Genomic DNA, 12,273 nt, shown 5'->3' on the forward strand with positions numbered 1-12,273 from the left:
TCGGAGGCCAAGGGCAATCAGGGAGCACACAGTGCACGTCCTTTCGTTTACTCCGCCCGCGAAAGCAGGCGGTTCGCCGGTATAGCGGTAAGCCAGGCTGGTCAACGCCGTTCAGGAGGCGATGAACTCAGTAAATTCTCAGTTTTCGGCGCCCACGTCGGGCGCTTCGATACGGGCGGCGGCAAGACTCGAGGCATTGACGTGGCCGCGCATCGCAAGTTCGGCACCAGTTGGATCCTTTTCCAGAATTGCCTCGAGGACCGACTGATGCTCGCGGATGGAGGCCCGCATCCGGGCGGGACGCTCAACGGTCTCCAGGACGATCCGGTGGTAGGCAAGCTGGTTCATGAGCCGTCCGTAATGTTCGCGGAGCTTTGAGTTGTCGGAACCGTTCACGATGGTCCAGTGGAATTCGTGGACCAGGTCGGCGTACTTGGCGCTGTCACCTCTGCGCTCGGCGCCCTCTGACGCCTCTATATTGCGTTTGAGCCGGTCCAACTCCGGCACGGGGCCGCGTTTGGCGAGCAGGTTGGCTGCCAGGCCCTCGAGGCTTTCCTTTAGCTGGAACAACTCGACGATCTCACGGCGAGTGGGTATCCGGACGAAGGTGCCCACCTTGGGCCGAATTTCAACAAGGCCCTCATTTTCCAGTTGCTTGAGCGCCTCGCGTACTGGCGTCCTGCTCACGTCGAACTCCTCGGCCAGGAACAGCTCAGGGAGCGGTGCGCCTGGAGGGTACTCACCGCTAAGGACGAGTTTGCGCAGCTTATCCAGGAGGCTGACCTGATTAGCGGTCCCGTGTTCTGTTTTCGCCTGAAGAGTCTCTTGCATGCATCAAAACTACGTTGCATACAAGCTGATCGTCAAGAGATGCGGGTTATTCCCCGCAGTTGCAGGATTTTTGCTAGTGGGTGTTGACGTGGATCACACTTAGATTTACGGTTGTGGCATGCAACAGACAATCAACACCACCTTGACGGCAGCCTGGACGGCAGCTTGGGACGAGGGTGACATCAATGCCTTCGACGCAATCGTCACGGCCGACTACCAGCGCGAGAGCGCCGGCACGAAAAAAATCACGGGCCTGAAGGAACTCCAGCAGGAAATCCTCGATGTCCGGGCGGCATTCCCGGACCTCACCACCCGCATCGACAAGGTCATCGCCGACGGCGACGATGTGGCAATCTTCTGGACAACGACCGGCACATTCACGCACCCGCTCGGGGGAGTTCCGCCGACGGGACGTGTCGTGGAGACCCGCGGATCCAACGCTCTCACGCTGCGCGATGGCCGGATTGCCTACGAGCGGGTTACGTGGGACGCCGCGGAACTCCTGGCCGACCTCGGAATTCCGTCCCTCCACTCAGCATTCGAGGACGACACCTCAAATGTCGTGGTGGACGAACTGACCGGCAACCTTCCGCTGGACGTCATGAAGGGCTTCAACCGGCAGTTCATCACTGGAGTGACCGTCGTGACGACCGTCGACGCAGACGGCAAACCGCGGGGCCTTGCCGCCAACTCCTATGCTTCAATTTCCCTGGACCCGCCGCTCGTTCTCGTCTGCGTTCAGAAAACGTCATCCACCTACCCGGCACTGTTCCAATCGGATCACTTCGGGATCAACATCCTCAGCAACGAGCAGCACGACACGGTACGCACGTTCGCCTCAAAGACTCCCGACAAGTTCGCCAACCTTGAATGGCATGCAGGGCCCAACGGCGTGCCAATGATCGATGGCTCGGCAGCCTCACTCGAGGCCGAGATCAAGGAACGCTTCCAGGCGAAGACCCACACGATCTTCGTGGGCCGGGTCCGGCACGCTGAGGTAGCAGACGTTGACCCCATGATCTACAAGGCAGGCCACTTCTTTGACGGCGCGCGCCTCGAAGAACTCTGACCGCACCATCGAGCGGCCGCCCGGACCAGCTGTGCCCCAACAGACTGGTCCGGGCGCCTACCTCCTCCACGCGGAGGCCTCCCCAACTCAAACCTATGCAGCCCCACTGCAACCTGGAGCACTCATGACCCACATCAAAAATGCCGAGGACCTGATGGATGAAACATCCCCCGGCATGGGCGAAAACCGCAAGTCATCAAACTCCCCCGCTGTCACTGAGCAGATAACCGAAACCGCGATGGCCAAAGCCGACCGTCTCCGGCGCAGGCCCGGGACAGTCTTCTGGACATCCGTCGGGCTCATCGCCGCATTCACCGGCTGGGCATCACTGGCCCCCGAGAACCTGAGCGGCGTCATGACCGGGGCAATGAACTGGGTCGCCGAGAGCGTCGGCTGGAGCTACCTGCTCGTAACCCTTGGCTGCATCGGTCTGCTCATCTACATTGGCGTCAGCAGATTCGGAAGTATCCGGCTCGGCGCCGACGACGCGAAGCCAGACTTCAGCACGTGGTCCTGGCTCGCGATGATCCTCTCCGCGGTCATGGGAATCGGCCTGATCAGCTACGGCGTCGCCGAACCGATCTCGCACTTCGCTTCACCGCCGCACGGCCTGGCCGAAGCCGGCACGATGGACGCCGCGGTCCGGGCCATGCAGTTCTCCTACTTCGACTGGGGCCCGCATGCCTGGGCAGTATTCGGGGTTTTCGGCCTCGCCATCGCATACTCCACACACCGCCGCAACAACGCCGGCTTGGTGTCGCCGATGCTGCGTCCGGTCTTCGGCAAGCTCGTGGATGGCTGGTTCGGCAAGATGATCGACGTCTTCGCCATCATCGCCACCCTCTTCGGAACAACGACGTCCCTGGGGCTCGGTGCCTCGCAGATCGGCGAAGGTGTGGATAGGGTATTCGGTATTCCCTCCAGCCTCCTGGGCCAGATCCTGATCATCGCGGTCATCACGGTGATCTTCACGCTCTCCGCGCTCTCCGGCGTGCACCGCGGGATCAAGTACCTCAGCCAAGGCACCATGGTTCTCTCCGCGGGGCTGGCCCTCTACGTGTTGTTCACGGGACCTACCAACTTCATCTCGAACCTGTTCTTCCGCTCCCTCGGCGAATACCTCAGCGGTTTCTTCGCCGTGAGCCTGCTGACGCCCAGCACACCTGAAGACGTCCAGTGGATGCAGTGGTGGACCTACTTCATGATGGCCTGGTGGCTGAGCTGGGGTGCCTTCGTTGGGGTCTTCCTCGCAAAGATCTCCAGGGGCCGCACCGTGCGCCAATTCATCGCAGGCGTCATGATTGTCCCGAGCATCGTCTTCTTCGCCTGGTTCACCATCTTCGGCGGCTCGGCAATCAAGTTCGACATGGAGAACGAAGGCCAGATCGGAGCTGCGGCACTGGAGAACGTCAACTCGGCGTTCTTCGCCACCCTCGCCGAACTCCCACTGTCCGGCATCACCTCCGTGGTAGCAATCTTCCTGGTCGTGATGTACTTCGTCTCCGGCGCTGACGCGAACACGTATGTGCTCAGCATGCTGTCCTCCCGCGGGACACTCAAACCAACCAAACCAGTCCTGACAACGTGGGGGCTGCTCACCGGCCTGTGTGCAGTCGTACTCCTCATCGTCGGAGGCCTGGGCGCACTCCAGCAGGCGGCCATGCTATCGGCACTGCCGTTCACCGTGATCGTCGCCCTCCTCGGTTTTGGCCTGGTGGTCGAGCTGAGGAAGGACCCGCAATTCGAGGGGACGCGCGCACTGACACAACGCGATCTCAACCGCATCCTCAAATCTGAGGCGTAGCACCACTGACAGACAGGTGATGGCGGCGGGAGCACCCTGCCGCCATCACCCGGTTAACTTCCTGCTCCTGCAGGAGTACTGCCTGAAACGCGCCAGACACTGCTGCCACCGCCTCTGCGCACGAAATAGTTTTCTGAAGGAGACCCGCATGACCACCTCCCCCGCACTCTCCCCTGCCATCTCACCCGAGCGTGAAGCCGCACTCCTCGCCTCTGTCCCCACCGGCCTGCTGATCGGCGGGCAGTGGCGGGACGCGTCCGACGGCGGCACGTTCGATGTCCACGACCCCGCCACCGGGGAGGTACTTGCCACCCTCGCCTCCGCCACCAGCGACGACGCCGTCGCCGCCTTGGACGCGGCGGACGCAGCCCAGGCGTCCTGGGCGCGCACCGCACCCCGGGTGCGGGCAGAGATCCTGCGCCGCGCCTTTGACCTGGTCACCGCACGCGCCGAGGACTTCGCCCTGCTGATGACCCTGGAAATGGGCAAACCGCTGGCCGAAGCCCGCGGCGAAGTGACCTACGGGGCAGAGTTCCTGCGCTGGTTCTCCGAAGAAACCGTCCGGGACTACGGCCGCTACCTCACCACGCCCGAGGGCAAAAACAAGATCCTCGTCCAGCACAAACCCGTCGGACCCTGCCTGCTCATCACGCCCTGGAACTTCCCCCTGGCGATGGCCACCCGAAAAGTCGCCCCCGCCATCGCCGCAGGCTGCACCATGGTCCTCAAACCCGCCAAACTCACCCCGCTCACGGCCCAATACTTCGCGCAGACCATGCTGGAAGCCGGGCTCCCGGCCGGTGTGCTCAACGTCGTCGCCTCCTCCAGCGCCGCCGGGATCTCCGGGCCGCTCCTGAAGGACTCCCGGCTGCGGAAGGTCTCCTTCACCGGCTCCACCCCCGTTGGCAAACGCCTCATGGCCGACGCCGCCGGCAACGTCCTGCGCACGTCCATGGAACTCGGCGGCAACGCCCCGTTCATCGTCTTCGAGGACGCCGATCTGGATGCCGCCGTCGAAGGGGCCATGGCCGCCAAGATGCGGAACATGGGCGAAGCCTGCACCGCCGCCAACCGCTTCCTCGTCCACGAAACCGTCGCACAGGAGTTCACGCAGAAGTTCGCCGCCGCCATGGCCGCCTTGAACACCGGGCGAGGCACCGACCCCGCCACCCAAGTAGGTCCCCTGATCGACGCCGGCGCCCGCGACGACGTGCACGCCCTCGTGGCTGCCGCCGTCGACGCAGGAGCGACCGCCCTCACCGGCGGCGCACCCGTGGACGGCACCGGCTACTTCTACCAGCCCACCGTCCTGGCCAACGTCCCCAATAATGCCGCGATCCTCCGGCAGGAAATCTTCGGCCCCGTCGCCCCCGTCACCACCTTCACCACCGAAGAAGACGCCATCCGCCAGGCCAACGCCAGCGAATACGGCCTCGCCTCCTACCTCTACAGCCGCGACTTCAACCGCCTCCTGCGCGTGGCGGAGCAGATCGAATTCGGCATGGTCGGCTTCAACGCCGGCGTCATCTCCAACGCCGCAGCCCCCTTCGGCGGGGTCAAGCAATCCGGCCTTGGCCGCGAAGGCGGCACCGAAGGCATCGCCGAATACACCACCACCCAATACCTCGGCATCGCCGACCCCTACACCGACTGACCTCCCACCTCGTCAAAGCGCCTGCAGAGCACCTTTTGACTTGACCCTGCAGGCGCTTTTCAGTGCCGCCCCGGCAGGGGTCTAGTTATCGGGAGCACAGCGAGGAAGGGTTGGGACAAACTCGGGTGGAGCATGCAGGGGATAAATTTGCAGGACCGGACCTGCTCTTGATTCACCGAGGTCGAACATGGCCATCTGTGTAGCAGGACCCGGACTCGGAAAGTCCGGAGAACGTGGCACGCGAGCCGGGAGTTGGTCCATTTAGGGCACACCCAACCTGACGTCAGGAGCCCGTCCGATAGCTGTCAGGTCCACATCCCCATTTCTGGACGCTTCGTCGGGACGGTCATGGATTTCAATCTGACGGGTTCAGGGACGGGAGACTTCGCGCCCAGCTGAGATCACTCGTACTGGCCCTCACCCGCAACAGCGAACGGGTGGAGTTCGTCAAGGAACATCTGGTCTTCAGCCCCGAGGACGCCCAGTGCCAAAATTTTCGCACGTACGTCTCAGGCTTGCCAGGCGCAACATTCCGGGTGAGGCAATCATCCCCGCGCTGTCCTCCAGCGAGACGACACCGGCGGCCACCCCCACGACAAGATCGAACGCCGCATAGGTGGTGAAGTCATGTCGGTAGCCGTTGATCCAGAGCACCAGGACCATCAGCGTCCACGCCGTGCGCCTGTTGCCGTCGATCAGCGGGTGGAAGCGAGCCACCGACTCAAGGACAGCCGCCGCCTTCGCCGATAACTGCGGATAGGCCTCCACACCCATGACCGTTGTCGCCGGCCGGGCCAGTGCCGAGGAGCCCGATGTCCCGGACATGAAAACCGTACCGGTCAATGACCTGCAGCGCGTCCTCGATCTGGAGGTACTCGGTCACGCATCCTCAAGGCGCGTCAAAAGTTCAGCGTCATGGCTCATGACGAACTCCAGGCCCTCGCCGATGTCACGGCGGCGCCGATGACGCTGGAGCACAAGCTCGGCACCTTGAAGTAGCAACGCAGACTTCGAGGTGTGACCACTACATGTGGCCTGCCCGGGCCGGGAGGGATCTGGAGATAATCGGCGCTTCTCTTGACCCGTTAGGGACGTCAAGCTAGCTTGACTTCATGAATGGTGATGCGGGGTCGGTCGAGCAAGCCCTCAGCAGCGGTGATATCCACGAGTTGCTCAAAGTCTGGGAAGACTTCAACCGCGGCGAAACCTGGCGCGAAATCTCTGCCACCGGCAGCGACCAGGCTCGGGCGGCGGCAGCACAGTTCCTTGCGGAGGTATCGGAAGTCGCAGCGCTGGAGGCGCTGCGTGCGAACGCGAAGGCCGTCGAGCTGCTCACGGCCAGGCGCTGGTACGTCATCAAATCGGCGCGTGAGGCAGGCGCGACGTGGGCCCAGATCGGTGAAGCACTGGGGATCACTAAACAAGCCGCCCATGACTTCTACCGCCGCAAGATCGAGGAGCAGGAGAAGTACCTGCCGGACCTTCATGACGTGGCAGCCGCGCGTGCGGTCCTGGAAGAAGTGAAGGAAGACTAGCCAAGGCTCCCGTGCTCAGCCTCGCCCGCAGGTGGAGAATAACTCCTCGGACCACTCCCCAGGTTGGCGAAATCACGCTTACCGGCTTTCCAAAGGCAAGGCATTGGGAAATAGGGCGAACGGACTTGTGGCCCCGCTGGCTTCCGAGTCGATTGCTGCCCGCCGCCCACCGGGACCCCTCCACTGACGCAGGGCCCGGCCGCTGAGCAGTCCCACCACTACGGAATGGACGCGTCCACGGCCTCTCCGGCCCTGGCCGGCACCGAACCGACAGACCCTCGCCGGATCAGCGTCGCAGTGAATTGCGGCCGCACACCCCCCGGAGGCCGGCCCTCAATTTGGCGGATCAGCGCACTCGCTGCCGCTGCGCCCATGTCGTAGACCGGCTGCGCAATCACCGTCAGCGGCGGGGTGGTCAGGCGGGTCCACGGCAAGTCGTCGTACATGAGGAACGAGACGTCCGCCGGAATGCTCAGGCCCAGTTCCTGGATGGCCTCCAGGACGCTCAGGGCGATGAGGCCGTCAGAAGCAACGACGGCGGTGGCGCCGCCGGGCTGGAGGAGAACGTCCCGGGTGATGTTCAGGATGGAGGAGGCGTCGCCGGCGTTGAGGCGAACCAGGTCCATGGGAAAGGGCAGTTCCACTTCCCGGAACGCCCGCCGCATGCCGTCCAGGCGATCCGAGATCTGTGAAAAGTCCAACCGCATATCTTCGGTGTAAGGCCTGTCTGTCTTCATGGTGGAGATGAAGGCAATCCGCCGATGCCCGGCTTCGAGGAGATCCCGGGTGGATTGGTAGGAGATGTCCGCCATGTTCACGGCAATGGTGTCGACGTCCATCGCATTGACCGTGCGGTCCAGCAGAACCAGCGGGCGTCCCGAGCAGTGAACCCGCTGCAAATGTTCTGTTTCAGCCGACGACGCGGGGGCCACGATGAGGCCGTCCACGCGTTTGTCCAGCAGCACCCGGACTGCGTCGACTTCAGCCGTCGTGTTTTCGTCGGTGTTGACCAGGATGACGTTGAAGCCGCTCTTCTTGGCGGTGTCCGTAATCCCCCTCGTGGCCAGGCCGAAGTGGGGGTTTTCGATGTCGCCGACCACCACGCCTATGGTGTGCGATTTCCCGGTGTTCATGCTGCGGGCCAGCTCGTTGGGGCGGTAGGACAGCTCCTCGGCCGCCGCCAGGACCCGTTCCCGCACGTCGTCGCTCACGGCCCCATAGTTGCCCAGCGCACGCGCTGCCTGCGCTTTGGATACTTGGGCGGCTTTTGCGACGTCGGCAACTGTCACGTCCCTGCGCCTGAAACCGTTAGTAGTGCTCATTTTGGCCTTCCCGAGGGGCCTTGACGGCCTGTGTGGCTTAGGTTACATTTTTAGCAACCCCGATGTGAGTCCGGTCTCAATCGTAGACGCTGAGACCGGACTCAGCAAGGGAATCTTAGACAAGCCGCTCTTGCTTCCCATGATTGGAAAATGCTGTGACTAAACGAATGAAGTTCCGCCCCGGGGTGGTCGTTGCTGCCGCCGTTGCTACCCTCTTGGCGTTGTCAGGCTGCGGCGGATCGACGCCTGCCTCGTCGTCCTCGACGGCCGAGAACCCCTACGGCCTGATCCAAGCCGGCACCGTCCGGGTGGCGAGCCTCGGTGACGCGAAGCCCTACACCTTCACCGATGCGCAGGGTAACTTCACGGGTTTCGATGTTGAACTGTTCAAGGACGTGGCGAAGCGTGCCGGTGTGGACAATGTTGTCTTCACCGGTCAGGACTTCTCGGCGATCCTTCCGGCCGTTGCGAACGGCCAGTTCGACGTCGGGGTTGCCGCGATTGGCATCACCGACAAGCGCAAGGAAACCGTGGACTTCTCCGAAGGCTACCTCGCCGGCTACCTGACCGTCCTGACTACGAAGGACTCCGGCATCAAGGATGCCGACGGACTGGCCGGCAAGCGCCTGGGCGTGGTCCAGGGAACGCTGCAGGAAGCGTACGCGGTGAAAAACTTCACCTCCGCCAACCTGGTCCGGTTCCCGGATAACAACTCTGCGATCGCCGCGGTCAACAGCGGCTCGGCGGATGCCCACTTCCTGGACTATGAGGCGGCCAAGGACTACCAGGAGCAGCACGGCCTGGTCAGCGTTGCCGATATCCCGTCCTTCGACGCCCCGGCCGGGTTTGCCGTTGCCAAGGGCAAGACCGCTTTCAAGGACGCCCTGAACAAGGGCCTGGCGGAAGCAATGGAAGACGGCACCTGGAAGAAGCTCTACCAGAAGTGGTTCCCCGGGTCCCCGATGCCTGAGCAGTACCTGCCCAAGGCCGAGCAGAAAGCCACACCGGCACCGAGCAAGTAGGCGGCAGGCAACCAAGCCGGAAATCAGCCGGCCAAAAATGACCGGGCGGACGGTCGTACCGCGGTCCGCCCGGGATTCACAAGCTAACTACGTCTGAGAGCAACCATGGACTGGTTCAACACCATCATCCGCACCTTTTTCGACTTCAAGGCGATGGCCGAAGTCCTTCCGCAGCTACTCGCGGTCGGGCTCCTGAACACGCTGATCATTTCCATCGCGGCAACCATCCTGGGCGTGGTCCTGGGCATGGTGATCGCCGTGATGGGGATCTCCCCCTCCAAATGGCTGCGGGTTCCGGCCCGGATCTACACCGATCTCTTCCGCGGCCTTCCCGCGATCCTGACCATCCTGCTGATTGGCCAGGGCTTCGCCCGGTTCAGCCAGTCGATCTTCGGGCCTTCCCCGTACCCGCTGGGGATCATCGCGCTGAGCCTGATCGCCAGCGCCTATATCGGCGAAATCTTCCGCGCCGGCATCCAAAGCGTGGACAAGGGCCAGGGCGAAGCCTGCCGGGCCCTGGGCATGAGTTACGCCAAGTCTATGGCGCTGGTCGTGATCCCGCAGGGCATCCGCCGGGTCCTGCCGGCCCTGGTGAACCAGTTCATCGCCATCGTCAAGGACTCCTCCCTGGTCTACTTCCTCGGCCTGCTGGTCAGCGAACGCGAACTCTTCCGCGTGGGCCAGGACGCCGCCGTCCTCTCCGGCAACCTCTCGCCGCTGGTCATGGCCGGCATCTTCTACCTGATCATCACGGTGCCCCTGACCCACCTGGTGAACTACTTCGACAACAGGTTCCGCACCGGCCGCCGCCGCCCCGCCCCGCCCACGTCCGGCCTGAAGGAAGTCAACGAACTCGATGCGGCATCGCCGCTGATCACCGGGAGCAACACATGAGCCTCGCCAGCAACGCCTCAAAGAACACTGCAGCCCCAGACATCGAGACATTCCACGGCTCCAGCCTCGAAGTGCGCAACCTGACCATGGCCTACGGGGACATCGAGGTGCTCCGCAACGTCAGCCTCACCGTGGCCCCGGGGACCACCACCTGCATCATCGGGCCATCCGGCTCGGGCAAGTCCACGCTGCTGCGCGGGGTCAACCGGCTGCATGAACCCAAAAGCGGCGACGTGCTGCTCGCGGGTGAGAGTGCGCTGAAGGTCAACCCTGACATTCTGCGCGCCCGCATCGGCATGGTGTTCCAGCACTTCAACCTCTTCCCGGACCACACCGCCCTGGAGAACGTTGCCCTGGCCCTGTGGAGCGTGAAGGGCATGCCAAAGGCCGAGGCGCGCGAACGCGCCCGCCGCCGGCTCGCCGAGGTGGGACTGGCCGAGCGCGCCGACCACCGCCCCCGGGACCTCTCCGGCGGCCAGCAGCAGCGCGTCGCCATCGCCCGGGCCCTGGCCATGGAACCCGAAGTCATGCTCTTCGACGAAGCCACCAGCGCGCTCGATCCCGAACTCGTCAAAGGCGTGCTGAATCTCATGGCAGGCCTCGGACGCCGCGGCATGACCATGCTCGTCGTCACCCACGAAATGGGCTTCGCCCGCAAGGTCGCCGACCAGGTCGTCTTCATGGACGAAGGCGAAGTCGTGGAAGCAGGCACACCTGCCGAACTCTTCGACAATCCCAAGAGCGAGCGCCTCCAGCGCTTCCTCTCCGAGGTTCTGTAAAGCAGCTCGGAGTTCTTCCTCCTGCCTGCCGTCATCACCCTTGCTGCCGAAACCACCGACCCAGCTGGCCGATCTCATCAACCACTCCAAGAAATCCACGCGTCACGCAGTCCCAGCGTCGCGTCGTCACACGGCAACTGCCGTCCGGCAAAGGCTGCTCAATACCAAGAAAGGGAGCCAAAATGTCCTCCACGCCCTCGACTAAACGTGTTGCCGTCATCGGCGGCGGCATCCTCGGAGTCTCCACCGCGGTGCACCTGCTCCGCCAAGGCGCCTCCGTAATCCTCCTGACCGAACGGGGCCTTGCCAGTGAAGCCTCGGGCCGCTCGCTCTCCTGGCTGAATTCCGCCGGGGAGCGGTCCACCCCGTACCACCAGCTGCGCCTCGCTGGCATCGACCGCTACCGCACCCTCTTCGCCGCCGACCCGAACCGGGAGTGGCTGCAGTTTGGCGGCGGCCTCATGTGGAACGCGGCAGGGCAGCGGGAAGTTACAGAGGCACGGCACGCCTACGAAAAGTCCGTCGGCTATGACTCCAAGCTGCTGGCGCCCGAAGAGATTTCCGCCGTCACGCCCGGCATCGAGTCCAGCGCGGTGCCCGAGAACGCCATCTTTAATCCCGGCGAAGGCTGGGTCAGCCTCCCGGACCTGGTGGATTTCCTTCTGGAGGAATTCCACGCCCGCGGCGGAGAGCTGGTGCTCAACGCCGGCAAGGCATCCGTAACGGTCGACGGCGGCCGGGCCACCGGCGTCGAGACGGCTTCCGGCGCGCTCTACGAGGCTGACGCCGTACTCGTCGCCTGCGGGGCCGCAACTCCCGCCGTCGTTGCCCCGCTCGGCGTTGACATCCCCAACGGCTCCCCGGTCTCCATGCTGGTGCTGACCAAGCCGGTAGAACACGACGTCAAGGCCGTGATGAACACGCCCCGGGCCGCGGTCCGTCCCAACCCGGGAAGCACCTTTGCCCTGGACCACGACTGGTATGAAGAGGCCATCACCGAGCACGCGGATGGCTCCTTCAGCATTCCGGATGAGGTGGTCCAGGAACTGGCCGACGAGGCATCCAAGCTCATCGCGGGCAACCCGGAACTCAAGCCGGCGTCCTGGAAGATCGGTCACAAGCCAATCCCCGGCGACGGCGAACCGGTCCTCGGTGAGCTCGGCCAGGTGCCCGGCTGCTTCGTGGCGTTCACCCACTCCGGAGCGACGCTCGGGCTCATCGTCGGCGAACTTCTTTCCGGAGAAATTCTGACCGGGAACAAGCACCCGATGCTCGCCACCTTCCGCCCGGGCCGCTTCTCCTGATCCTGTCAGGGCCGGAACGGCATGCCGGCGCTGCCGCTGGCCCTGGCCGAGGGCTGGCG

At 63.8% G+C, this 12,273-nt stretch carries 11 protein-coding genes; 8 read left to right on the top strand and 3 right to left on the bottom strand.

Going from position 1 to position 12,273, the window contains the following annotated elements; genetic code table 11:
* Nucleotides 1-138 precede the first annotated feature (138 nt).
* The gene (locus AC6CH3_RS07670) at nucleotides 139-831 is read right to left on the bottom strand and encodes a GntR family transcriptional regulator (RefSeq protein WP_498131862.1); all 693 of its coding nucleotides are present in this window, start codon (nucleotides 829-831) and stop codon (nucleotides 139-141) included.
* A 118-nt stretch (nucleotides 832-949) separates the two neighbouring features.
* Here AC6CH3_RS07670 and AC6CH3_RS07675 point away from each other — a divergent pair, with 118 nt between their 5' ends.
* From AC6CH3_RS07675 to AC6CH3_RS07685, 3 genes are all read left to right on the top strand, one after another.
* Nucleotides 950-1,900, top strand: coding sequence for a flavin reductase (locus AC6CH3_RS07675; protein WP_498131863.1), 951 nt, complete (start codon nucleotides 950-952; stop codon nucleotides 1,898-1,900).
* 124 nt (nucleotides 1,901-2,024) lie between these two features.
* The gene (locus AC6CH3_RS07680; protein WP_498131864.1) at nucleotides 2,025-3,704 is read left to right on the top strand and encodes a BCCT family transporter; all 1,680 of its coding nucleotides are present in this window, start codon (nucleotides 2,025-2,027) and stop codon (nucleotides 3,702-3,704) included.
* A gap of 148 nt (nucleotides 3,705-3,852) precedes the next feature.
* Nucleotides 3,853-5,358 carry an NAD-dependent succinate-semialdehyde dehydrogenase gene (locus AC6CH3_RS07685; RefSeq protein ID WP_498131865.1) on the top strand — a complete coding sequence of 502 codons (1,506 nt, stop codon included), beginning with the start codon at nucleotides 3,853-3,855 and terminating at the stop codon, nucleotides 5,356-5,358.
* Between the two features lie 465 nt (nucleotides 5,359-5,823).
* Here the strand turns inward: AC6CH3_RS07685 and AC6CH3_RS07690 are convergent, their stop codons facing one another.
* Nucleotides 5,824-6,183 carry a type II toxin-antitoxin system death-on-curing family toxin gene (locus tag AC6CH3_RS07690; protein WP_498131866.1) on the bottom strand — a complete coding sequence of 120 codons (360 nt, stop codon included), beginning with the start codon at nucleotides 6,181-6,183 and terminating at the stop codon, nucleotides 5,824-5,826.
* Between the two features lie 287 nt (nucleotides 6,184-6,470).
* On the opposite strand from AC6CH3_RS07690, the gene AC6CH3_RS07695 reads away from it, so the two are divergent.
* Nucleotides 6,471-6,893: a hypothetical protein gene (locus AC6CH3_RS07695; protein WP_498131867.1), complete on the top strand. Its 423-nt coding sequence runs from the start codon at nucleotides 6,471-6,473 to the stop codon at nucleotides 6,891-6,893.
* A gap of 218 nt (nucleotides 6,894-7,111) precedes the next feature.
* Here the strand turns inward: AC6CH3_RS07695 and AC6CH3_RS07700 are convergent, their stop codons facing one another.
* On the bottom strand, nucleotides 7,112-8,215 hold the full coding sequence (locus AC6CH3_RS07700; RefSeq protein ID WP_498131868.1) for a LacI family DNA-binding transcriptional regulator: 1,104 nt from the start codon (nucleotides 8,213-8,215) through the stop codon (nucleotides 7,112-7,114).
* Between the two features lie 167 nt (nucleotides 8,216-8,382).
* Between AC6CH3_RS07700 and AC6CH3_RS07705 the strand changes: the two genes are divergently transcribed.
* The 4 genes from AC6CH3_RS07705 (at nucleotide 8,383) to AC6CH3_RS07720 (ending at nucleotide 12,214) form a co-directional block, all read left to right on the top strand.
* Nucleotides 8,383-9,237 carry an ABC transporter substrate-binding protein gene (locus tag AC6CH3_RS07705; protein ID WP_498131930.1) on the top strand — a complete coding sequence of 285 codons (855 nt, stop codon included), beginning with the start codon at nucleotides 8,383-8,385 and terminating at the stop codon, nucleotides 9,235-9,237.
* Between the two features lie 105 nt (nucleotides 9,238-9,342).
* Nucleotides 9,343-10,131, top strand: a complete 789-nt coding sequence (locus AC6CH3_RS07710; RefSeq protein ID WP_498131869.1) for an amino acid ABC transporter permease — start codon at nucleotides 9,343-9,345, stop codon at nucleotides 10,129-10,131.
* A complete protein-coding gene (locus tag AC6CH3_RS07715) occupies nucleotides 10,128-10,910 on the top strand; it encodes an amino acid ABC transporter ATP-binding protein (RefSeq protein WP_498131870.1) in 783 nt (260 codons plus the stop codon). Before AC6CH3_RS07710 ends, AC6CH3_RS07715 begins: the two co-directional genes overlap by 4 nt.
* Before the next feature lie 182 nt (nucleotides 10,911-11,092).
* Nucleotides 11,093-12,214 (top strand): NAD(P)/FAD-dependent oxidoreductase, encoded by a 1,122-nt coding sequence (locus AC6CH3_RS07720; protein WP_498131871.1) that lies wholly within the window; start codon nucleotides 11,093-11,095, stop codon nucleotides 12,212-12,214.
* The last annotated feature ends 59 nt before the right edge of the window (nucleotides 12,215-12,273 follow it).

The organism is Arthrobacter sp. GQ119 (assembly GCF_059759125.1).

Bases quoted from the DNA above. Each gene is read 5' to 3' on its own strand.
- AC6CH3_RS07670 (WP_498131862.1), bottom strand. From the start codon at position 831: ATGCAAGAGACTCTTCAGGCGAAAACAGAACACGGGACCGCTAATCAG.
- AC6CH3_RS07720 (WP_498131871.1), top strand. From the start codon at position 11,093: ATGTCCTCCACGCCCTCGACTAAACGTGTTGCCGTCATCGGCGGCGGC.
- AC6CH3_RS07690 (WP_498131866.1), bottom strand. From the start codon at position 6,183: ATGTCCGGGACATCGGGCTCCTCGGCACTGGCCCGGCCGGCGACAACG.
- AC6CH3_RS07715 (WP_498131870.1), top strand. From the start codon at position 10,128: ATGAGCCTCGCCAGCAACGCCTCAAAGAACACTGCAGCCCCAGACATC.
- AC6CH3_RS07680 (WP_498131864.1), top strand. From the start codon at position 2,025: ATGACCCACATCAAAAATGCCGAGGACCTGATGGATGAAACATCCCCC.
- AC6CH3_RS07675 (WP_498131863.1), top strand. From the start codon at position 950: ATGCAACAGACAATCAACACCACCTTGACGGCAGCCTGGACGGCAGCT.
- AC6CH3_RS07710 (WP_498131869.1), top strand. From the start codon at position 9,343: ATGGACTGGTTCAACACCATCATCCGCACCTTTTTCGACTTCAAGGCG.
- AC6CH3_RS07700 (WP_498131868.1), bottom strand. From the start codon at position 8,215: ATGAGCACTACTAACGGTTTCAGGCGCAGGGACGTGACAGTTGCCGAC.
- AC6CH3_RS07685 (WP_498131865.1), top strand. From the start codon at position 3,853: ATGACCACCTCCCCCGCACTCTCCCCTGCCATCTCACCCGAGCGTGAA.
- AC6CH3_RS07695 (WP_498131867.1), top strand. From the start codon at position 6,471: ATGAATGGTGATGCGGGGTCGGTCGAGCAAGCCCTCAGCAGCGGTGAT.
- AC6CH3_RS07705 (WP_498131930.1), top strand. From the start codon at position 8,383: ATGAAGTTCCGCCCCGGGGTGGTCGTTGCTGCCGCCGTTGCTACCCTC.